The 22252-nt window shown below is 73.8% G+C and carries 17 protein-coding genes; 11 read left to right on the top strand and 6 right to left on the bottom strand.

Going from position 1 to position 22252, the window contains the following annotated elements:
- Window positions 1-27: 27 nt before the first annotated feature.
- Window positions 28-1647: a glycosyltransferase family 39 protein gene (locus ABH925_RS14355; RefSeq protein ID WP_370147896.1), complete on the top strand. Its 1620-nt coding sequence runs from the start codon at window positions 28-30 to the stop codon at window positions 1645-1647.
- Here the strand turns inward: ABH925_RS14355 and ABH925_RS14350 are convergent.
- Entirely contained in the window at window positions 1616-2119 is a 504-nt protein-coding gene (locus tag ABH925_RS14350; protein WP_370147895.1) for a MarR family winged helix-turn-helix transcriptional regulator, read from the bottom strand. The two genes, ABH925_RS14355 and ABH925_RS14350, sit on opposite strands and share 32 nt — an antisense overlap.
- A gap of 129 nt (window positions 2120-2248) precedes the next feature.
- Here ABH925_RS14350 and ABH925_RS14345 point away from each other — a divergent pair, with 129 nt between their 5' ends.
- Window positions 2249-3709, top strand: coding sequence for a DHA2 family efflux MFS transporter permease subunit (locus ABH925_RS14345; RefSeq protein ID WP_370147894.1), 1461 nt, complete (start codon window positions 2249-2251; stop codon window positions 3707-3709).
- On the opposite strand, the gene ABH925_RS14340 is transcribed toward ABH925_RS14345, so the two are convergent.
- Window positions 3657-4199 carry a methylated-DNA--[protein]-cysteine S-methyltransferase gene (locus ABH925_RS14340; RefSeq protein WP_370147892.1) on the bottom strand — a complete coding sequence of 181 codons (543 nt, stop codon included), beginning with the start codon at window positions 4197-4199 and terminating at the stop codon, window positions 3657-3659. The two genes, ABH925_RS14345 and ABH925_RS14340, sit on opposite strands and share 53 nt — an antisense overlap.
- Window positions 4200-4286: 87 nt before the next feature.
- Here ABH925_RS14340 and ABH925_RS14335 point away from each other — a divergent pair, with 87 nt between their 5' ends.
- Window positions 4287-5351 carry an EamA family transporter gene (locus ABH925_RS14335; protein WP_370147891.1) on the top strand — a complete coding sequence of 355 codons (1065 nt, stop codon included), beginning with the start codon at window positions 4287-4289 and terminating at the stop codon, window positions 5349-5351.
- A gap of 177 nt (window positions 5352-5528) precedes the next feature.
- Here the strand turns inward: ABH925_RS14335 and ABH925_RS14330 are convergent, their stop codons facing one another.
- On the bottom strand, window positions 5529-6053 hold the full coding sequence (locus tag ABH925_RS14330; RefSeq protein ID WP_370147890.1) for a hypothetical protein: 525 nt from the start codon (window positions 6051-6053) through the stop codon (window positions 5529-5531).
- 273 nt (window positions 6054-6326) lie between these two features.
- On the opposite strand from ABH925_RS14330, the gene ABH925_RS14325 reads away from it, so the two are divergent.
- Both ABH925_RS14325 and tuf read left to right on the top strand, forming a co-directional pair.
- Entirely contained in the window at window positions 6327-6452 is a 126-nt protein-coding gene (locus ABH925_RS14325; RefSeq protein ID WP_370147889.1) for a hypothetical protein, read from the top strand.
- Window positions 6453-6577: 125 nt separating this feature from the next.
- Window positions 6578-7759 carry an elongation factor Tu gene (gene tuf, locus ABH925_RS14320; protein ID WP_370147888.1) on the top strand — a complete coding sequence of 394 codons (1182 nt, stop codon included), beginning with the start codon at window positions 6578-6580 and terminating at the stop codon, window positions 7757-7759.
- Between the two features lie 421 nt (window positions 7760-8180).
- Here tuf and ABH925_RS14315 read toward each other — a convergent pair whose 3' ends face one another.
- Window positions 8181-8480: a winged helix-turn-helix domain-containing protein gene (locus ABH925_RS14315; RefSeq protein ID WP_370147887.1), complete on the bottom strand. Its 300-nt coding sequence runs from the start codon at window positions 8478-8480 to the stop codon at window positions 8181-8183.
- Between the two features lie 353 nt (window positions 8481-8833).
- A complete protein-coding gene (locus tag ABH925_RS14310; protein ID WP_370147886.1) occupies window positions 8834-10762 on the bottom strand; it encodes a protein kinase in 1929 nt (642 codons plus the stop codon).
- 224 nt (window positions 10763-10986) lie between these two features.
- On the opposite strand from ABH925_RS14310, the gene ABH925_RS14305 reads away from it, so the two are divergent.
- The 6 genes from ABH925_RS14305 to ABH925_RS14280 all read left to right on the top strand — a co-directional run bounded on the left by ABH925_RS14305 (window position 10987) and on the right by ABH925_RS14280 (window position 21166).
- Window positions 10987-15540 carry a hypothetical protein gene (locus ABH925_RS14305; RefSeq protein ID WP_370147885.1) on the top strand — a complete coding sequence of 1518 codons (4554 nt, stop codon included), beginning with the start codon at window positions 10987-10989 and terminating at the stop codon, window positions 15538-15540.
- A gap of 37 nt (window positions 15541-15577) precedes the next feature.
- Window positions 15578-16006, top strand: a complete 429-nt coding sequence (locus ABH925_RS14300) for a hypothetical protein (protein ID WP_370147883.1) — start codon at window positions 15578-15580, stop codon at window positions 16004-16006.
- A gap of 8 nt (window positions 16007-16014) precedes the next feature.
- Window positions 16015-16713, top strand: coding sequence for a hypothetical protein (locus ABH925_RS14295; protein ID WP_370147882.1), 699 nt, complete (start codon window positions 16015-16017; stop codon window positions 16711-16713).
- Between the two features lie 62 nt (window positions 16714-16775).
- On the top strand, window positions 16776-19334 hold the full coding sequence (locus tag ABH925_RS14290; protein WP_370147881.1) for an Hsp70 family protein: 2559 nt from the start codon (window positions 16776-16778) through the stop codon (window positions 19332-19334).
- A gap of 16 nt (window positions 19335-19350) precedes the next feature.
- Window positions 19351-19734: a tetratricopeptide repeat protein gene (locus tag ABH925_RS14285; RefSeq protein WP_370147880.1), complete on the top strand. Its 384-nt coding sequence runs from the start codon at window positions 19351-19353 to the stop codon at window positions 19732-19734.
- Window positions 19735-19921: 187 nt separating this feature from the next.
- Window positions 19922-21166, top strand: a complete 1245-nt coding sequence (locus tag ABH925_RS14280) for an MFS transporter (protein ID WP_370147878.1) — start codon at window positions 19922-19924, stop codon at window positions 21164-21166.
- On the opposite strand, the gene ABH925_RS14275 is transcribed toward ABH925_RS14280, so the two are convergent.
- Complete coding sequence (locus tag ABH925_RS14275) at window positions 21163-22251, bottom strand: ATP-dependent DNA ligase (RefSeq protein ID WP_370147877.1); 1089 nt, start codon at window positions 22249-22251, stop codon at window positions 21163-21165. The two genes, ABH925_RS14280 and ABH925_RS14275, sit on opposite strands and share 4 nt — an antisense overlap.
- Window position 22252: the final 1 nt, after the last annotated feature.

Genomic DNA, 22252 nt, shown 5'->3' with positions numbered 1-22252 from the left:
TCCTCCCTCCGTACCCGTCCGCCCGCCGTGGCGGAACCCGAAACACCGGGACCGGACGGATCGCGACTGTGGATCTGGCCAGGCCTGCTGGCGCTGCTGGTCTGCCTGTACGGAAGCACCTCCGCGCAGCTGTGGCGGGACGAGATCGCCAGCGTCAGCGCCTCGGGGCGCAGCATCAGCCAGTTGTTCTCCCTGCTGCACTCGGTCGACGCCTCCACCGGGTTCTACTACCTGGTGCTGCACGGCTGGAGCGAGCTGTTCGGCACCTCGCTGCTGGCGCTGCGGCTCCCCTCCGCCCTGGCCATGGCCGGGGCGGCCGCGCTGACCGCGGCCATCGGGGCACGGCTCTGCGGTCGGCAGGCGGGCCTGATCGGCGGCCTGCTGTTCGCCCTGCTGCCCAGCGTCTCCCGGTACGGACAGGAAGTCCGCGCCTACGCCTTCGCGGTGTTCGCGGTGGCGCTGGCAACCCTGCTGCTGCTGCGCGCCCTGGACTGGAGCGAGAGCAGCGGCGACGCCGACCGCGCCGCCTCCGTGCCGCGGCGACGGCTGGGCGCCTGGACGGCCTACGGTGCGGCGATCCTCCTGGTCGGCCTGTTCCACATGGTGGCGCTCAGCTGCCTGACCGGCCATGCCGTCGCGGTGCTGCTGCACGGCTTCCGGGAGCGCCGTTGGGGACCCCCGGCCTGGTTCGCCGGCACCGTGTCGGCCGCCGTGGCGATGCTGTCGCCGCTGCTGGTCTTCGCGCACGGCCAGGTGGGGTACCAGCTCGGCTGGCTGTTGCCACCGGATCTGACGCGGCCTGTGCATGTGCTGGGAGCACTCTGGGTGGAGCTGGCCGCCTCCTACTACGGAGCGGCGCTGCTCGCGCTACTGGCCGGCGTGGGCCTGCTGCTGTGCCGGCGTCAGCCGCGGATCCGGCGTGACGCCGTGGCGGTGCTGGTGGCCGGCGGGGTGCTGCCGGTCGTCGCCGTGCTGGTGCTCTCACAACTGGGGACGTCGTACTTCCTGGCCCGCTACCTGCTGTTCACCCTGCCCTCCTTCTGCCTGCTGGCCGGCTTCGGCCTGGTCCGCGGCCGCGAGGTGGCCGGCCGGCTGCTCCCCGCCAGGCGCCGCGGCGCGGAGCCGGGCCGCGGCGCGGAGCCGGGCGGCCGGCGGTCCGGTCGGGCCGCGACGGCGGTGCTGGCCGGGCTCACGGTCGCGCTCGCCCTCGTCGTGACCGTCCCGGACCAGAGCGCGGTGCGCGCCTACGGCTCCCACGAGTGGACCAGCTACCCGGAGGGCGCCAAGCCCGACTACCTGGCCTACCAGGGGGCGGCGGACGTGCTCGCCACCCGGGCGCACAACGGCCAGGGCGTGATCGTCCTGGCCGGCTACAACAAGATGGTCAGCCTCGGGGTGGACTACTACCTCGGCTCGCGGGTCCATCTGGACCCGGTGTGGGTCACCGAGAGCGCCGCCCAGAACGGCAGTTACGGCCCGACTCCGTGCCCCGACCTGGCCGCCTGCCTGGCCCGCGGCCCGGCTGATGTCTGGGTGGTGAACGCGCAGCAGCGGTCGACCCGAGGAGTGCTGGACCGGGACTACACGGTCTCCGAGACCTACCGGCTCCCCGACGTCACGGTGAGTCTGCTGGTCCGGAAGGACTGACCGACGCGCGGACGGTCGCCAGCAGCGCGCGCAGCCGCTCCCGCGCCTCGGCGTCCAGCCCGCTGGTCGCCCGGGCCAGGGCGTCCCGGTCCACCTCCTCGGCCTGCCGGTGCCGTTCCCGCCCGGCCTCGGTGAGCGCCAGCAGGAAGGCCCTGCGATCGCCCGGATGCGGGGAGCGCTCGACCAGTCCGTCCCGCTCCAGGCTGTCGACGATGGCGGTGGCGGTACGCGGGGCCACGTCGAGCATGTCGCTGAGGTCGCGCATCCGCAGCGGTTCGGGCGCGGCGGCGAGCATCCGCAGGGCACGAAGCCGGGCCACCGACATCCCCGAGCCGCGCAGCCGGTCCTCCACATAGGCGCGCAGCCGCCGGGTGGTGGCGTAGAGCTCGTCGATCAGGATGTCGCTGCTACCGGGTACCGCTGTTCGCCGTGGCTCCATCAGCCGCGCCTCCATTCTTGTGAGCACCCTCATAGTGAGTATGCTCAGCATGTGCGGGTGGCCACGATGCCTTTCGTCGACACCGCCGTCGACACCGCCGTCGACGCAGCCGTGGACACCGCCGTCACATGATCCCCCATGCGTCCGGAGGGCTGTCCCGCCATGGCACACCGCCGCCTCGGCCAGCGTGTCGTCGTCCCCGTCATGTTCGTCGCCACCGTCTTCATCGTGATCGTCGACGGGGCCATCACCACCGTGGCGCTGCCGGCCGTGGCCCGGCAGTTCCAGCTGGCACCGTCCGGGCTGGACGCGATCGTCATGGTCTACCCGGTGTGCGTGGCGGTGACCGTGCCCGCCTCGGCCTGGCTCGGCGAGCGCTTCGACGGCAAGCGGCTGCTGCTGTACTCGCTGCTGCTGTTCACCCTGTCGTCCGCCCTCTGCGGGGCGGCCGCGGATCTCGGCACGCTGGTGCTGTTCCGCGCCCTGCAGGGGCTCGCCGGCGGGCTGCTCACTCCGGTGGCCGGCACCCTGCTGTTCCGCACCTTCTCCGCGCGGGAGCGGGTCCGCGCCTCCCGGATCATGATCCTGCCGCAGCAGCTGGCACCGGCGCTGGCCCCGATCCTGGGCGGCGTGCTGGTGGACGGCCTGTCCTGGCGCTGGGTGTTCTACGTCAACCTGCCGTTCGGCCTGCTCGCCGCGGTCTTCGGGCTGCTCTTCCTGGACCGGCACGAGGCCCCCGGGCCGGCGACCGGCCCGTCCCGCTTCGACCTCCCCGGCCTGCTGCTCTCCGCCGGCGGCCTGGGGGCGATGACCTACGGCGTCTGCGAGGGCGCCCAGCAGGGGTGGGCCTCCCCCGCCATCCTGGCCACGCTGCTCGGCGGCGGCCTGCTGCTGACGCTGACGGTGGTGGTGGAACTGCGCACCGCCGAACCACTGCTGCGGCTGCGGCTGTTCCAGGACCGGCTCTTCCGGGACGCCAACCTGATCGGGCTGATCGGGCTGATCCCGATCCTCGGGGCGATGTTCCTGGGCCCGCTGTTCCTGCAGCAGGGACTGGGCGGCAGCGCCCTGGACTCCGGCACCAGCACCTTCACCGAGGCGTTCGGCGTGGTGCTGACCGTCCAGGTGGCCGGGGCGCTGTACGCCAGGATCGGCCCCCGGGTGATCATCGGCTCCGGGCTGGCCGGGGTCGCCGCGGTCCTGGTGCTGCTCTCGCGCTACGGCGCGCACTCCAGCCTGTGGACCTTCCGGCTGGACATGTTCCTGCTCGGGGTCGCCATGGGCGGGGTGTTCATGCCGACCACGGTGGCCGCGCTGAGCACGGTCGGCGCCGCCGACATCGGCCACGCCTCCACCCTGAACACCGTCATCCGGCAGACCTCGGGGGCGCTCGCCCCCGCCGTGGTCACCACGCTGCTGACCGTGCACGGCCGGTACGCGGCAGCGCTCCCGGTCTCCGCCTACCAGGACACCTACCTCGCGCTGGCCGCGATCGCGGTCGTCGCCGCCCTGTTCGCCTTCACCCTGCGCGACGGACCGGCCCGCCGGGCCGCCGGCGAGGACCGTCCGGTCAGGACGGACCGGTCCAGTCGAGGGTCGGGGGCAGCACCCCTTCGAGGGTGAGCAGCCAGCGCTTCACCTCCATGCCGACCTCGCCGCCGCCGAAGCCGCCGATACCGTCGGCAGCCACCACCCGATGGCAGGGCACCAGCAGGAAGACCGGATTGGAGCCCATGATCGAGCCGACCGCACGGGCCGCCAGCGCGTACTGCCCGTCCTCGAACACCCCGCTGCGGGACGCCAGTTCCCCGTAGCTGACGGTCTCGCCGAAACCGACGGTGCGGTGCAGGGTCTGCAGCACCGCCCGCTGCGGGCCGTTGGTCAGCCGCCAGTCGACCGGCAGGTCGAGCTGCCTGCGGCGGCCCTCGAAGTACTCGCCGAGCCGCCGCCTGACCAGCTCGGCCTTCGGTTCGTCCGAAGGGCGCAGCGCGTCGGCGTCGCAGTTCGGGGCGGCGGCGGAGAATTCGGCCGCGACCACCCCTTCGGCGCTGACCCCGACCCGGACCGGCCCGCTGGGCAGCGGCGTGGGCACGGTGAACCACGACACGGACATGAGGTCAGACTATCGCTGGCGTCCGACAGCCGACTGCGCTTGGCTGTTCCTGCAGCACACGTACAGCAGCAACAGAGGGAGACACTGATGTCGGACCGCTCCGTCGACACGTCCGCCGGTGGCCTCGGCGCCGAGGCCGGCCCCTCTGCGAGCAGCCCGGCGGGTGCCCCGGCCGACGGGCCGCCGCGAACGGCCGCCGGGCCGCCCGGGGGTCCGGCGCCGTCCGCTCCCCGCCTGGGCGGGGCGGTGTGGACCGCGCTCGGGCTGGTCTACGTGGTGTGGGGCTCCACCTATCTGGCGATCCGGATCTGCGACCAGACCATGCCGCCGTTCCTCGCCGCCTCCGCCCGCTTCCTCTGCGCCGGACTGCTGCTGACGCTGCTGCTCGCCTGGCGTTCCGGTCCGGCCGCGCTGCGGGTGTCCGGCCGGCAGCTCGCGTCGGCGGCGCTGGTCGGGCTGCTGCTCCTGGTCGGCGGCAACGGGCTGGTGGTGCTCGCGGAGACCGGCATCCCCTCCGGGCTGACCGCACTGCTGGTCGCGGCGGTGCCGCTCTGGGTGGTGGTGCTGCGCTCCGCCTTCGGCGACCGTCCGCGCACGGCGACGATCGGCGGCGTCGCGGTGGGCTTCGCCGGCCTGCTGGTCCTGAGTGTCCCCGGGATGTCCGGCAGCGTGAAGCTCAGCGGGGTGATCGCGGTGATCGTCGCCGCGGTGCTCTGGTCGACCGGCTCGTTCGCGTCCGCCCGCCTGCCCATGCCCGCCAACCCGTTCACCGCCAGCGCGTACGAGATGCTCATCGGCGGCGTCGGCGACCTGCTGCTCGGCCTGGCCCGGGGCGAGCAGCACCACCTGCACCTGGCCGCGGTCAGCACCAGCTCCTGGCTGGCGCTCGGTTACCTGATCGTCTTCGGCTCGCTGGTCGCCTTCAGCGCCTATGCCTGGCTGCTGCAGAACGCCCCGCTGTCGCTGGTCTCCACCTACGCCTACGTCAACCCGGTGGTCGCCGTGGCGCTCGGCTGGCTGATCCTCTCCGAGGCGGTCAGCTGGCCCATCGCCGTCGGCGGCGGCATCGTCGTGGCCGGCGTCTGCGCAGTCGTCACCACCGAACGCCGCCGCCCGGCCCCGACCAGCGCCCTTGCCCCGCCCGAAGACTGACCCCCACCCGCACCCACCGGGAGGCCGGCACCGGGGCGTGAACAGGAAGCTCCCTGGCTCAGTGGTACGCGGCCGGAAGGGAGGCTTCTTCGCGGCGACGCCGCCGCAATGAACAAGAACGGCCACGGCCCCTCGGGGCGTCAACCGGCATGACCATGGTGCCTGCCAGGCCGAGGCTCAGTCGCGGGTGAAGCTCGGGGACTCGTTGCGCCACAGGTCGGTCCCGCTGAAAGGGTTGCGCTGGAGCCGCCCCTGGAAGGTGCGCATCAGGAACTCCACGATGCCGCAGTCATAGCGGGTCCACGCCGGCTCGTAAGGACCGGGGTGCCTGCGGAAGATGACGACCGACCACTCATCCGGCTCACCGACGGTGCTCCAGAAGGCGCTGTCGCCGTCGGGGTTCGTGCCCCACACGAACAGGCCACCGTGCACCAGGTACTCCGGCTCGATGCCTTCGACGCCTTCTTCCTGCTCGGCCGCGCCCGGACAGATGCCAGGAACCTTTGCGATCTCGGAGGCGCCGACCGGGGGCAGAATTCCGAGATAGTCCGAAACCTCTCCCGGACCGTACGTCTCCATCAGCCACAGGTAGTCCCCGGGCAACGCGGTCCCGTAGCCGTGCAGGATCTCGTCAGTGCTGAGGAGAGCCCACTTCTCAGCGGGCGGCTTGAGGAGCCGCAAGAGCTCATCTCTCGATGACATCGATACCCTCCTTCTCGCACGTCCTGCTGGAACCGGCCGCGTGATCCATATGTCCGCAGCGCGACCTGTGGACTGTATACGTGGAGCAGGAGCCGTTGCGACCCGAACCTCTCGCAAGCTGTCACCAGTCCGCGCAGCCGAGCTCACGTGCCGCCGGCCCCACCTCGACCGCCCCTGAGGACTGACCCCGGGAGCCCCGACCCTGCGTACGGGAGGCCGGGGCGTCCGTAATTCGCTCGCGCCCGAGCCGTTCCCGACGGCATGATGCTCGACATGTCCAGCTACGCCATCGCCCAGCAGCCCGCAGTCGCGGGCGCGATGGCTGCTGCCCTGGCACCCGCGGCAGCGGCAGCGGCATTCGCCCCCGCAGCCGCGCGGTTCGACGGCGCGCGAAGCTGACCTTCCCCGGGATGTCCCGGGACCTCGGACGGGGAAGGTCGGCCCGTCGCAGAGGTCCCCCCGACATCCGGGCGCAGTGCTCCTGACGAGCCCCGCCCGGGAAGCCAGAAACAGGAACACCAGTCATGGCCAAGCAGGCGTACCAGCGCACCAAGCCGCACCTCAACATCGGCACCATGGGTCATGTCGACCACGGCAAGACCACCCTCACCGCCGCGATCACCAAGGTCCTCGCCGAGCAGGGCACCGGCAACTACGTCCCGTTCGACCGGATCGACCGCGCGCCCGAGGAGGCGCTGCGCGGCATCACCATCAACATCGCCCACGTCGAGTACGAGACGGCGAACCGGCACTACGCCCACGTCGACATGCCGGGGCACGCCGACTTCGTCAAGAACATGATCACCGGTGCCTCCCAGCTGGACGGCGCCATCCTGGTGGTCTCCGCGCAGGACGGTGTGATGCCGCAGACGGCCGAGCACATCCTGCTCGCCCGTCAGGTCGGGGTCGAGCACATCGTGGTGGCCCTCAACAAGGCCGACGCGGGCGACCCGGAGCTGCTGGACCTGATCGAGCTGGAGGTCCGCGAACTGCTCAGCGCCCAGGGCTACCCGGGCACGGAGCTGCCGGTGGTCCGGGTGTCCGGGCTGCGCGCCCTGGACGGCGACCCACAGTGGACCGCCGCGCTCGGCGAGTTGCTGGACGCCGTGGACAGCTACGTGCCCACGCCGGTCCGGTACACCGACGCGCCGTTCCTGCTGCCGGTGGAGAACGTGCTGACCATCACCGGTCGCGGCACGGTCGTCACCGGTGCGGTGGAGCGCGGCCGGATCCGGCTCGGCGACCGGGTGGAGCTGCTCGGCCTCGGCGGGGCGGAACTGACCTCCGTGGTCACCGGGGTGGAGACCTTCGGCCGGACGATGGAGTGCGCGGAGGCGGGCGACAACGTCGCGCTGCTGCTGCGCGGGGTACAGCGGGGCCAGGTCCGGCGGGGCCAGGTCGTGGCGGCGCCGGGCAGCATCGAGGTGCACACCCGCTTCACGGCCAGGGTGTACCTGCTGGGCAGCGCCGAGGGCGGCCGCCGCACGCCGATCGCCTCCGGCTACCGCCCGCAGTTCTACCTGCGGACCGGCGACGTGGTCGGCGACGTGACGCTCCCCGAGGGCGTCGCGGTGGCGCTGCCCGGCGAGACGGTCGAGGTGACCGTCGAGCTGGGCCGCCCGGTTCCGCTGGAGCCCGGCCTGGGCTTCGCCATCCGCGAGGGCGGCCGCACCGTCGGCGCGGGCACCGTCACCGCCCTGGTCTGAACCGGAGCAGTGACACGCGACGCCCACCTGCCACGGGCCCGGGGAGCAATCCTCCCCGGGCCCGTCGGCGTCCGGCGTCCCGGCCCTGGCGCCGGCGGTGGGCGGCCTTGCGGCGGGGAGGGCGAGCGGGCGATCATGGTGGTCACGACGGCGTGGGCATGACGATGCCCTGCCGCGTCCCAGAACACGGCAGGGCATCCTCGTCCTGGGCGGCGGGTTGCGACGCGCACCGTGCAGGCTCAGGACCATGGTGACACGTACACGACACAGATGGGGTGGCGGTTAGGCGCCAGGCGGTTCGTCGCCACACGCACCGTCCGGCGCGGCGACCCGCGCGACCCTCGCCACGCGCGCGACCCTCGCAGCCCGCGCCACCAGCCCGCCGGCTACCAGACGTCGCCGTTGCGCGTTCGGCACGCGGCTATGGCGCGTACTTGTAGCCCACGCCGCGCACCGTGACGATCGCGCCACGATGCTTCGGGCCCAGCCGGCTGCGCAGCCGGGCCACCTGCACGTCCACCGTACGCCGGGAGGACAGCACCGCGAATCCCCAGACCGACGCCAGCAGTTGTTCACGGCGGAAGACCTGGCCGGGATGTGACACGAAGTGGTCCAGTAACTCGAACTGAAGGCAGGTCAGTTCGAGCTCCCGGCCGGCGACGTGGACGGTCCGCCGACCGCGGTCGACGACGGGTCCGGCGGTTAACGTCTGACTCTTCACGGTGAGCACCCTCCGGGGACGATTCGTCGCACACATGGATGACGCGTACGAACCTACCCGGCAGGACGTAGCAGGTCGATCACTCGCAGTGAAAAGGCGTGATGCAGACGCATGCCCTTGACAAGAGCACGACATATTGGATGCGGAACCTCGGTGTCCCGGTCATTCTCCAGGTCATCCGCACCGTCAGACTCCCTCTTGTCCCACCAGAACCACCCTCTTCCGCACAACACCCCCACCGGGGGCGGAAGACGACATCACCCACCGCGCAAGCACCGGGGGCGACTTACAGCCAAACTCCGGCGAAACCACGCATGGCCGGGCCCCCAGTGCCGCATCTCAGTGACCGCGCCTCAGTGGCCGGGGGCCAGCGGCACCGGGTGCCAGCGCTGGGCCTCGTCCTCCTGCCAGCAGTGCACCTCGTCCTCGACGACCGCGGCGAGGCTCAGCCGCCAGTCCGCACCCTGCAGCAGCGCCACCCGGGTGGCCGGCCGCAGCGTCGGCCGCCACCAGCCCGCGGTGCCGCCCGGCAGCAGCCGGAGCCGGACCCCGCCGCCGCCGACCACCGCGCAGGTCGGGCCGCCGCGGTGGCCGACCAGGGCGAATCCGGCCGCCCGGTCGGCGGCGTCGCCGACCAGCGGGGCGCGACGCCAGCTCCCGCCCGTACCGCGGCTCCACAGCGCCACCGCGCCGTCGGCGAGCACCGCTCCGGCCTGCAGCCCACCGCCGGGCGCCGGGGCCAGCGCGGCGCTGAGCACCGGCTCCGCCAGCAGCTCCCTGGACGGGACCGCGCCGGCGGGCTCGGCGACGTCGTAGGAGGTCCGCTCGTAGCGGGCGGGGTCGGTCACCGAGCAGTGCACCAGCCGTCCGTGACGTTCCACCAGCAGCCCCCAGCCGCCGTCCTGCTCAGGAGCGACCGCGTGCACCCGGTCCGCCGGGCAGTGCCGCAGCTCGCTGACCGACAGCGCCACGCCGGGGGTCCAGCGCAGCATGTGCACCACCCCGCCGCGCGCGGTCCAGGCGGCCACGTCGCCGAGGGCGGTGGTCGCGGCCGCGATCCCGGCGGCGCTGTGCAGCGCCTGCGACCAGCCCTGTCCGCTGGTGCCGCACCACAGCACCGCGCGCCGGTCCACGGCGAACACCGCGGTACCACCGTCGGCGGCCCGCGCGGCCGCGAGGTCGCGAACCCCGGTCGGGCCGCCGCTCGGCGGCAGCGCCGAACGGCCCGGCCACACCGCGGGCGCCGCCGAAGGCACGGCGGTTCCGGTGCGCAGCCGGGTCCCGGTCTCGTCGGGAGAGGCGGCGTGGAACTCCACGCCGTCGGGCCCGCCGACGACCACCACCGGCCGGCCCCAGCCGTCGGCCAGCAGGCCCAGGCAGCTGATCCGGTTCGCGGCCGGGAGGGAACGCAGCAGCTCGGCGCCGCGCTCGGCCCAGGGGACCAGCGGCGCGGGACGGCGCTCCGGCACCGCGTCCAGGGCCTCGCAGAGCCAGTCGGCGACGGGCGACGGCAGTCCGGCCTCCTGCAGTTCGCGCCGGGTCTGCGCCTCGGGTTCATGCAGGTCCAGCCGCCCGTGCTCGGGCAGCAGCAGCGCGCGGGCCAGCGTCCCGACCGCGAACCGGTCCTTGGCCGCCGTCGGCAGCCCGCCGACCTGCTCCGACTCGGGCGGGACGTGGCCCGGGGTGTAGACGGCGACGGTGAGCGCGCTGTCGAGCGGGGCGAGGAAGGTCAGGTCGATCAGCTTGACCCTTCCCTCGGCGTCGACCAGCACGTTGGCGGCGGAGATGTCGCGGTGCACCCAGTGCTTGCCGTGCAGGTCGTCGACGATGCGGCAGAGCCGCAGCAGCACGTCGACCGCGGCGGCCGGGCCGCCCCTGGCGGCACGGGCCCACTGGTCCAGCGGCACCGCGTCCAGCCAGGGCGAAATCTGGTACGCCACCAGGCCCTTGGGGGCTCCCCCGGGCGGATGCGGCACCGGGCCGTGCAGGAAGGTGGGGACGACCAGGTCCTGGACGCCGAGCCGGTTGGCGTTGTGGGTGACGTCCTCCCAGCGGCCGAGCCAGCGGCGCACCTCGGACGGATCGCGCTCCAGCATGATCTTCGCGGCGACGATCTCCTTGCGGCCGCTGTGGCTGGTGCGCTCCGCACGCCAGACCTCGGCCTCACCGCCGCGATGGCGGAACTCCAGCAGCCGGTACTGCTCCGGGTCGTGGTTCGGGCCGAAACACTGCCCGGCCGCCCACCGCGTTCCCGGCACCCCGCCCGCACGCCCATGCTGCATCTCTGCGCCCCCGACCCACCGTCGTCCCCGCCCGGCCCCGACCAGGTTAGCGGGTACACGAGCGGTCAAAGTGCTGCGTTCGAGCGGAGAGTTCCCTACCCTGGAACAGGTTGCGACAACTTACTTGATCAACAACTTCACGGACAGCAGCGAGATTTGACGGAGCAGCAGGGGGAACCTCCGGGAATGTCCAGCAACTGCCAGATTGACGTCCGGGGGCACCGATGATCACCGTGCTCCTCGCCGTCGTGCTGCTCCTGTGCATCGGCTCCGGTGCCGTCGGGTTCAGCCGCAGCCGCCTGAACCAGCGCAACCTCGACCGCGCTCTGAACGCCGCCCGGAACGCCGCCACGAACGGCAGAGTGCCGCAGGCCCTGCAGCGCTACCGCAAGCTCTCCGATCGTCTGGCCCGCCCCGGCACCCCGCCGCACCTCGCCGCCCAGCGCGGCCTGGCAGTACTCGGGCAGGCGACGGCCACCCCCGAGCCGGGGCAGGCGCTGGCCCTCTACCGCGAGGCCTTCCCGCTGCTCGCCGACCCGGTCGCCGCTCTGCCGCCGTGGGCCCTGCACGGGCTCGCGGTGCAGCGGGTCCAGGAGGGCGACCGGCCGGAGGACCTCGACCCGCTGCTCTGCTACCTGGGCGCGGTGCAGTCCTCGTTCCCCGGTGGGGATCCGTCGCAGTCCGCGCACTCCGTCGCCGAGCCGGTGCTGCTGTGGCTGCAGTCCCGGTGCGCCCAGGGCGGCCCGCCCGAGCACCGCGACGCCTTCACCGCCCGGGCGCTGGCCGCGCTGCCGCGGGCCGAGTGGACCGTACTGGCCCGCGCCGCCGCACTGCGGTCCCTGGGTCGCCTGGACGAGGCGCGCGCCGTACTCACGGCGGCCGGACCCGGCGGCAGTGCGGAGGTCTGGTTCCGGCTCGGCGCGGTCCAGAGCGCCCTCGGCCACGACCAGGAGGCGGTCGCCGCCTTCACCCAGGCGCTGGTACGGCCGCCCGGCCCGCCCGGCAACTGGGGCGCGGGCCGCTGGGCCCGTGCGGTACGGCTGCCGGCCGAGATCCGGCTGTTCCGGGGCCTGGCCCAGCAGCGGCTGCGGCACTGGGAGGACGCCTCAGACGACCTGCTGGCCGCGGTCCGGGCGGACCCCGGTGACGCCAGGGCCCACTACGCCCTGGGCAGCCTCGCGCTGCACTCCCCCACCCCGGACCCGGCCACCGCGCTGGCCTGCTTCACCGCCGCCGTGCGGACCGACCCGGACTACGCCCCGGCCCGGTTCGGCCTCGGCCTGCTGCACGAGTGGGCCGGCCAGGGCGCGGCGGCCGCCGCCGAGTACCGGGCCGGGACGGCGCTGCGTCCCGACTGGCGTCCGGGCCGGATCCGCCTCGGCGCGGCGCTGAGCGCGGCCGGACAGCAGCCCGAGGCCTGCCGGGCACTCGCCGCCGAGGCGGCCCGGCCGCCGGACGCCTGGAACGACACCGTCACCTTCCACCTGGGCCTGGCCCGGGCCAGGGCCGACGAACCGGTCGCCGCGCTGGACACCTGGCAGGAACTGGCCGACACCAGCCCCGAGCGCGACCTGGACCGCGACCGCGCGGTGCTGCGCGGCCTGCTGGCGACGGAGCAGCTGACGCAGCGTCAGCCCGCCGCGGCGACGCGGTTGTGGCAGCAGTGCAGCGACGCCTTCCCCGAGGACGGCCGCTACCGCGCCGCCCTGGCGGAGGCGGCGCTGCGCGAGGCCGGACTGGTGCTGCTCACCGGCCGCGACGACCCGGACGAGCGGGAACGGGCCGACGCCGCGCTCCAGTCGGCCTCCCGGTACGGCCTGACGGACTCCGGCAGCCCGAGGCTCCGCCGCCTGCGCGGCATTCTGGCGATGCTGCGCGACGACGCGGCGACGGCCGTCACCCTGCTCACCGAGAGCGGGCTCGCGGCGGCGGGGGCGACCTCCGCCGCACCGAGCGGCAGCACTGGGTCCGGCGCGGCTCGGACACCCGCCGCCGCACGATCCGCCGCGATCCAGCTGGCCGCAGGCCACTTCGCGGCCGGCCAGCCGCGCCGCGCGATAGCCCTGCTCGCCGCCGGTCACGCGGCACCGGCGTACGCAGCGGCGGGGCAGGGCTCGGCGGCGGTGCAGGGCGCAGCGGGGAACGCATCGGGGCAGGGCTCGGCGGACGGCGCCGCCCACGGCTCAGCGGGACACGGGGCCGCGGGCAGCGGCCCGGTCGGCTACCGGACGGTGGACCACGGGGCAGATGGCCACGAGGCCGGAAATCACGCACCGGCCGGGCAGGGCACGGCAGTCCAGCCGGCGGGGGACGAGGCCGCGACGCATCGGCTGCGCTCGCTGCTGGCCGCGAGGGCGGGCGGCTGGTCCGCCGCCATGGCCGCCCAGACGCTGGCCCTGCGGGCCGCAGGGCCGGACCGGGTCACCCCCGGGACACCCTGCGCAGGCGCCCACGGCGACCGCTGCACCACTCCCGCCGTCGCCGCCTGCGGCCAGTGCGGCCGCCCCGGCTGCGCCCGGCACCTGTACCGGCAGCCGTCCGCCGCGCCCACCGCGAGCGACCCGGCCGCCTCCCCGACGGACGCGCCACCGCCCACCGACTCGGCAGACGGGGACTCGACAGACGCGGACTCGGCAGACGCCGACTCGCCGGCCGGCACCACCGCGCCCACCGCCGCCGCCACCACCACGTCCCCGCTCCCCACGCGCTGCCACACCTGCATCGACGCCGACCTGGCCGCCCTCCTCGCCCACGCGCTCCGCGCCGACGCCCCCGAGCAGGTCACCGCGCCGCTGGCGGCCTGGGCCGCCGTGCTGCCCGCCGACGGCGGCTCCGCCGCCACCATGCGCGGGGCCCTGGCCCGGATCCGGCTGCGGGCCGGCGACCTGGACGGCGCGACCGCCGCGCTGGACGGCGCCGACGCCGCCACCCGCCGGCTGGTCGCCCTGCGCCGCGCCTCGGCCGCCGCCGCCCTCGGCGACTACGAGCGGACCTTCACCGACCTGCGCGAGGCCCAGGACGCCGTACCCGACGATCCGACGGTCGCGACCGCCCTGCCGCTGCTCGCCGAACACGAGGCGCTCGCCCACGCCCGGGCCGGACGGCATGCCCAGGCCTGGATCCGCTACCACGAGCTGTGGCAGGCCAAACCACAGGACATCCGCTCGCTGCACTCGCTGGGCCTTGCCAGCTACCGCCTCGCCAGCGACCGCCTCGCCGGGCGCCTGCCCACAGGCGGCCAACTCGCCGGCGACGACGGCGAGCAGCCGGACTGCGCGGCCGAACAGGACTACTGGACCTGGACCATGGCCTGCTGGGCCGCCGCCCTGCACCACCCCGACCTCTGGCCGGGGATCGCGGAGGCCACCGGACGCCCGGTACCCGACGAGCGCGCCACCAGCGTCCGCGGCGCACTGATCGAGCGGATCCGGCAGGACCTCAGGGGGCTCGACGAGTCCGACGGTCCGTCAGGCAGCGATTCCGCAGGGCCGGTCGGGCGCGCGGTCCGCTGGGAGCTGGAGTGCCACAGTTCCCAGGTCATGGCCGACGCCGGGGTCTACGTCACGGCGGAGTCGACCGGCAAGCGGCCGCTGGTCTGCGGCCCGGTCCTGCTGCAACTGCTGGCCGAGGCGGGGTCGTCGACCGCCGGGACGGCGCTGGGCCTGCGCGACTGGCTCGGCCGGGAGCCGCCGTCCGAGTCCGCCGCGAAGCTCCGGCCGATGTTCCAACCCCTGGGCGGCTACTGGTTCCTGGTCGACCAGCGCCGCTTCGAGGAGGCCGTCACCGGCCTGCGCGCGCTGTCCCCGGGGCAGTTGGGCACGGCCGGCAGCACCCTGCTGGCCGACGCACTGCTCGCCTCCGCCCGCGACCACCATGCCCACCTGCGCTGGGGCGCCGCGCTCACCGAGTTCGCCGAAGCCGTCGGCCTCGGCGCCGAACTCAGCCCGGCGCAGCGCGAGGACACCGCCGACGCGGGCGTGAAGGAGGCACGGAGGCTGCTCGCCGAGGACCGTGACGCGCACGAGACGGCCGTCGCCGTGCTGGAGCTGGCGCTGCGCCTGGTCCCCGGGGACGCCTCGGTGGCCGCCAACCTCAGCGCGGGATACGCCCAGCTCGGCCTGCGTGCGAACAACAAGAGCAAGGACTTCGCCGAGGCGGTGCGGCTGCTGCGCAAGGCCCTGGTGCTCGCCCCCGACGACCCGACCGCCCGTGAGTTCGCCGCCGCCGCGCTCGGCAACCGGGCGGACGAACTCCTCGGCTCGGACGACCAGTCGTCGCTGACCGAGGCCGAGGAACTGCTCGTCGAGTCGCTGGAGCTGGATCCCGGCAACGCCGGTCGCCGGCGGCTCCACGCCCACGTCCTCTACCTCAGGGCCAAGGCGGTCGTGCTGCTCCGCGACGGCTCCGGGCCGGCGCTGCGCCTGATGACGGCGTCGATCGAGACCGACCCCGACGCCAAGCAGAAGACCGGGACGGACATCGACCAGGAGGCCCGCCGCCGGGTGTCGGTGCTGGTCCACAACCACGGTGTGGAGCTGCTCAAGGCGAAGAAGCACGCGGAGGGGGTGTCCTTCCTCACGACGGCCCTGGGCATCCTGAACGACCCGGTGACCCGGCAGCAGTTGGCCGGCGCCTACGCGAACGAGGCCTACCGCCAGGCCAACCAGAGCCAGTTCGCCTCCGCGTTGACCAACACCAAGGAGGGGCTGACGTACGAGCCCGACAACAGCGACCTGCTGCGGCTGCAGGGCGTTCTCCGCCAGCGCGGCTACCGCTGACGGCTTCCTCCAGGAAACAGGAAAGGAGCACCCGACCATGCCGCTCTCAGGCCCGTCGCCCTACGAGATCCTCGACATCGACGGCTCGGCCGGCAACGCCGAGCTGAAGGCCGCCCAGTCGCGGGCGATGAAGCAGCGCAGGCACCGCCCCAACGAGGTGGCGCAGGCCGCGGCGCAGCTCCGCGACCCGGAGAAGCGGCTCGGCTGGGACCTGCTGGAGCATCTGCCGCCGCAGACCTCCGACGCCCTGGCGTCGGTGTTCGCCCCGGTCGAGGCGGAGCAGCCACTGCCGCTGCCGGAGGAGTACCAGCCGCCGGCGCCGTCCGCCCTGGTGGTGCTGCGCGAGCAGGACCTGGTCGCCGACTGGGCCGAACTCCCGCCCATGGAAGGCCTGTCGGCGCTGCGCGTGCCGGCACCGTACCGGGCGGAGACGTCCGTCCTGCCGCCCGTCGAGATCCCGGAGTGACCACCCCCATGACCAGCCCCCTGACCGGCACCAGTGCCGACGCCGATCCGCTGGCGATCACCGAGGACTTCCTCCCCGTCCCGGAACGGGCCGTGGACGTGGACCTCACCGGCGCGTTCACCAAGCTGCTGTTCCGCAGCTCGGTCACCCGGCGCCGCCGCGAGGAGGACGCCCGCGCCGCCGCCTCGACCCAACGCGACCTGCTGCGCGGGCTGCTGGAGGTGGACGACGCCCTGGGGGCGATCCAGGGCCGGCAGGCCGTGCCCGGGTACGGGCTGCTTCCGCGCGAGCACCTCGACGTGATGGCGGCGGCGATCCAGACCGTGCTGCGGCGCAAGCTCGCCGGGGCCGGGGTCACCCCGATGCGACTGGACGGCTACCTCGCCCAGCCGGCCGTCTCGGACATCGTGGAGCGGCGACCGCAGGCCGGGATCCCGGCGGAGACCGTGATGGAGACCCTGATCACCGGCTTCTACTGGAACGACGAGGTACTGCGCCGGGGCCAGGTCCTGGTCTCCTCCGAGGCCCCTGCCGAGTTCGAGCCGACGCCCCCGTCCACGGAAGCGGCCGCGCCCGACGGCGCGCCCGGGGCCGAACCCGCGCAGGGCGCCGGCGCCACATCGGCGGATTCCTCGAAGCCACGCCGAAAGCCCTTTCCGAAGAAGCCGCGCCGGGGACGCTCCAACCGTTCCCGCCACGGCAAGTGACACTTCGTCCCCCGCAGTCCGCTGTCCTCATCCGTCACCGACCGTGAATGGAATCCCACCGCATGATCCGTACGCTCGGCATCGACCTGGGCACGACCAACTCCGTCGTCGCCCAACTCCGCCGTGGAGAGCCGGAAATCGTCTACAACAAGCAGAACCAGGAGGCCACGCCCTCCGTGGTCGGCCGTGGCCGGCGCGGTGAACTGCTGGTGGGGACCGCCGCACGCGGGCGGATGGCCTCGGACAGCGAGAACGTGATCCGGTCCGCCAAGCGCTTCATGGGCCGCAAGTTCCGCGACCAGCAGGTCCAGGCCGCCCTGGGCGAACTCGACTACAAGGTCACCGCGGGCCAGGACGGCGACGTCAACGTCTGGCTGGGCGGCCGCTCCTACACCCCCATCGAGATCTCCGCGATCATCCTGCGCAAGCTCAAGGAGGATGCCGAGGAGCGGGCCGGGGCCCCGTTCCAGCGGGCCGTCATCACCGTCCCGGCCTACTTCGGCGAACGCCAGGTCGCGGCCACCCAGGAGGCCGGACGACTGGCCGGCTTCCATGTGCTGCGGATCATCAACGAGCCGACCGCCGCCGCCCTCGCCTACGGGATGACCGGCGACCTCGGCGAGGACGGCCGCACCGTGCTGGTCTACGACCTCGGCGGCGGCACCTTCGACATCTCGATCCTGCTGCTGATCCCCGGCTCCTGCTCGGTGCTGGGCATCGAGGGCGACAACCTGCTGGGCGGCGACGACTTCGACAAGGCCATCACCAACGCCCTGCTGGAGGACGCCAGGGCGGAGTTCGGCTCCGAGTACCAGCCGAACCGCAAGGACCGTCCCCGGATCGCGACCGTCGCCGAGCCCACGAAGATCGACCTGTCCAGCCAGCTGGCCACCGACCTGACCGTGGTCGGGCTCGGCGACGGGCAGCTGATCCTGGAGACCGAGTTCGACCGGACCCGGTTCGAGCAGCTGATCGAGGCACAGGTCGAGCGCACCATCGAGCTCACCCACAAGGCCATCATGGAGGCGCACCTGACCGTCGCCGACATCGACGAGGTGCTGCTGGTCGGCGGGTCCACCTCGATCCCGCTGGTGATCCGGCGGCTCGGGGAGGTCTTCGGCCCCAAGCGGATCAAGCTCGGCGGCAACCCCATGCAGTGCGTGGCGCTGGGCGCGGCGGTGCAGTCCGCACTGCTGGGCGAGGTGGAGTGCCCGGAGTGCCGGCAGGCCGCCGACCTGGCGGAGGAGAGCTGCGGCAACTGCAGCGCGTCCCTGGTCGGCGCGGAACGGGTCTCCTGCCCGACCTGCTACATCCCGGTCCCGGCCGAGGACGCCACCTGCCCCAAGTGCGACACCGCGCTGGACGGCAGCGGCGCCGCCCCGGGGACACCGGAGGCGGGCTCGGCCAAGGCCGCGCCCCGTCCCGCGGCCCAGCCGCAGAACCGCAGCTGCCCGCGCTGCGGCACCCCGGCCGCGCCGGGCGAGACCGAGTGCGACCTGTGCGGCTCGCCGCTGGGCGGGGCCCAGGCCGCGGACCAGATCATCACCGACGAGCCGGCCGGGCTGCGCTGCGCCCAGTGCCGTACCGTCAACGTGCCCGGCGCGGAGACCTGTTCCGGCTGCGGGGCGTGGCTCCAGGTGGCCAACCCCTTCGACATCACCCCGAAGAGCCTGGGCATCGAGCTCAACGACGGCCGCTTCGCCGTCATCATGCCCAAGGGCACCAGCTACCCCACCTCCGACCCGGTGAGCCGCGACTTCCACGTCAGCGGCAAGGGCAGGCAGCGGCTGGAGGTCGCCGTGCTGGAGGGCGACAAGGAGATCGCCCAGCAGAACGAGCTCATCGGCCACCTCAACCTGCGGCTGCCCGAGAACTTCTCCGGCCGGGTGCCGGTCACCGTCTCGTTCGGCCTGTCCCAGGACCGCACCATCACCCTCTCGGTGCGGATCCACGGCGGCCCGCAGCACACCGTCAAGATGGTCCGGGCCTCCCTGGACCCGCAGACCAAGGGCGAGCTGGACAAGAAGCGGACCGAGATCGAGAGCTACACCGAGCACTGGTCCGACGAGCTGACCGAGGCCGAGAAGACCGCCGCCCGCAAGGCCATCGAGGACTTGGACGACTTCTCCTCCGGCATGACCGAGGGCCGTTCGGTGGAGGCGGCGCTGCGCAGCTTCAGCGAGCAGGCCGACATCCAGCGCCGTGCCCGGGGCACCGACGCCTACGTCGGCGCGGTCCTGTTCTTCTGCGAGAAGCTGATCAGGGACGAGGACCGGGAGGCGCTGCGCCGGGTCCACGACGAGCTCCGCGCGGCGCGGGAGCGCGCCGACTTCGACGCGATGAAGCGGCTCACCATCGCCTGCGACCGGCTCGCCGACTCCCTGGGTCCCAACATCCTGGTGGTCACCTACAGCCACATCTACGTCAGCCAGAACCTGCTCTCCCCGGCGCTGACCCAGCGGCTGCGCAGCGCGCTGCGCGCGATCGACGACGGCCTGGAGTCGGCCAACATGGAGCAGGTCAACCAGGCTCTGTCCACCCTGGTCGACCTGTACGCGGCGGCCCAGGCGGAGCTGAAGGACCGTCCCGTCATCGACACCACCCCCGTCCGCCTCGAATAGTCAGGACCCGCACCCGATGCCCGCCACCGATTCACCGTCGGCCCCGCAGATCCGGATCGACTGCCCGCAGTGCAACCTGCAGGCGGTGCCGGACACCCTGCACTGCCCCGGCTGCGAGGAGGACCTGGCCCCGCTGGCCCACCTGCTGCTGCGCGGCCGGATCAGCTACAACCAGGCGCTGGCCCTGGCCAGGGACGGCGACCACGCCGCCGCCCGCCCGCTGCTGGAACAGTCCGTCCGCGAGGAGCCCGAACTCACCCCGGCCTGGCTGCTGCTGGGCAAGGTCGCCGCCCGTCTCGGCGACACCGCCAGGGCCCACGAGGCCCTGGACCGGGCCGTCGCCCTGGCCCCCGACGACCCCTGCGCCCAGGCCGCCCGGGCGGCGCTGCCGACCGGATGACGAACGGTGTGGCGGCCGGACGGGCTCCCCGGGCCCGTCCGGCCGCCACACCCGTTCCCGGCCCCGGGGACCGGGATCCGCGCCGCGGGCCGGGTCGCTCGGAGGCGGGCTGCCGGGGCCGCGGGCGGGCGGAAATTCTCGGCGGGCGGCGGAGCGGATCTGCGATGATCTGCGCCGGAGGAAACCCATGCACCGCCTGTTCAGTCCTTACCGATCCGTCTTCCGTCTGCCCGGCGCGCGGACGCTCTTCGTCATAGCCTTCCTCGCGCGCATCCCGGCGACCGCCAAGAGCATGATCCTCACCCTGCACGTCGTCCTCGACCAGCACCGGGGCTACGGCGCGGCGGGGATCCTGGCGATGACGCTGACGCTCGGCTTCGCGATCGGGTCGCCGGTGACCGGCCGGATGGTCGACAAGCACGGGCTGCGCCCGGTGCTGCTGGTCACCGGTGTGGCCGAGTCGCTCTACTGGGTGAGCGCGCCGCTGCTCCCCTATCCCGCGCTGATCCCGGCGACCCTGGTCGGCGGGGTGCTGGCGGTGCCGGTGTTCTCGGTCATCCGGCAGGCCGTCGCGGCCCAGGTCCCGGTGGAGCAGCGGCGTCAGGCCTTCGCGCTGGACTCGATGCTGGTGGAGCTGGCGTTCATGGTCGGCCCGGCCGTCGCCGTCCTCGCGGTGACCGGCCTGCACGGCGCGGGCACGACGATGGTGGGCCTGAGCGTGCTGACCCTCGGCGCCGTCGCCGCGCTGTGGCCGCTCGGCTCCCGGTTCCGCGGGCGGGACGCGGCGGACGCCGGCGCGGCCGGGGACGAGCCGGTGGCGAAGCTGCCGCGCGGGACCTGGCTCAACCCCGGCCTGCTGCTGGTCCTCGCGGTCTGCATGTCGGCGAACCTGGTGCTGTCCGGCACCGAGGTCTCCGTGGTCGCGACGCTGCGCGCACTGGGCCAGACCCAGTGGGCGGGGGTGACCATCATCGCCTGGTGCGCCGCCTCGCTGGTCGGCGGCTTCTGGCACGGGTCCACCTCGCGGCCCCGGCGCCTGCCGGTGCTGATGCTGCTGCTCGGGCTGGGGACCATCCCGGTGGGCGTGATCGGCGGTCTGGGCTGGGCCTGGACCTGCCTGGCCCTGATCCCGGCCGGGTTCGTCTGCGCGCCCACCGTGGCGTCGACCGCGGAGGCGATCAGCGCGGCCGTGCCCGCGTCGGCCCGCGGCCAGGCGATGGGACTGCAGGCCGCCGCGCTGACCCTCGGCGGCTCCTTCGGCGCGCCGCTGGCCGGGGCCGTGATCGACCACTCCTCCGCCGCCTGGGGCTTCGCCGTCGCCGGAGCCATCGGCGCGGTGCTCGCCGGGCTCGCCCTCGCCTACCGTCCGCGCCGGCGCCCGGACCGCTCCGACGACGCGTCCGAGCCCGCGCCGCTCCACGCGGCGGCCTAGCCGGGCGCCGAACCTCCGGCCCGGCCGGGCCCCAGCACGTCGGCGAGGTCGTAGCGGACCGGTTCGTCGAGCTGGTCGTAGCCGCAGCCGGCCGGCTCGCGGTCCGGACGCCAGCGGCGGAACTGGGTGGTGTGCCGGAAGCGGTCCCCCTGCATATGGTCGTAACCGACCTCGCAGACCAGTTCCGGCCGCAGCGGCACCCAGGACAGGTCCTTGCCGCCGGTCCACCGGCTGGTCGCACCCGGCATCCGGCCGCTCGCCTGGGCGTCCGCGTCCGCCCAGTCCGCCCACGGGTGGCCGTCGGCCGGGTCCATCCGCAGCGGCGCCAGCTCTCGCGCCAGCTCCTCGCGGCGGCGCATCGGGAAGGACGCGCACACCCCGACGTGCTGGAGCCGCCCCTCCGCGTCGTGCAGGCCGAGCAGCAGCGAGCCGACCACCGGGCCGCTCTTGTGCTCCCGGTAGCCGGCCACCACGCAGTCGGCGGTGCGCTCGTGCTTGATCTTGAACATCAGCCGCTGGTCCGGCCGGTAGGGCTGGTCCAGCGGCTTGGCGACGATGCCGTCCAGGCCCGCGCCCTCGTACTGGCGGAACCACTGCTGGGCCAGGGCCTGGTCCAGCGTCGCCGGTGCCAGGTGCAGCGGCGGCAGCGCGTCGGCCAGGGTGCGCTCCAGCGCGGCACGGCGCTCGCGCTGGGGCTGGTCCAGCAGGCCGCGGTCGTCCAGGGCGAGCAGGTCGAAGGCCACGAAGGAGGCGGGGGTGCGTTCGGCCAGCAGCCGGACCCGGGAGTCGGCCGGGTGGATGCGCTCCGTCAGCGCGTCGAAGTCCAGCCGGTCGCCGGTGACCAGGATGATCTCGCCGTCGACCACGCAGCGCTGCGGCAGCTGCGCCTCCAGCACCCGGACCAGCTCCGGGAAGTACCGGGTGAGCGGCTTGCCGCTGCGGCTGCCGATCACCGTCTCCGGGCCGTCGCGGTGCACGATCGCCCGGAACCCGTCCCACTTGGCCTCGTAGAGCATCCCGGGCGGGATCGTGGCCACCGCCTTGGCCAGCATCGGCTTGACCGGGGGCATCACAGGCAGGTCCATG

Origin of the sequence: Streptacidiphilus sp. EB129 (genome assembly GCF_041262645.1) — a bacterium.
Classification (GTDB): Bacteria; Actinomycetota; Actinomycetes; order Streptomycetales; family Streptomycetaceae; genus Streptacidiphilus.
This window is presented reverse-complemented; position numbering and strand designations above follow the sequence as displayed.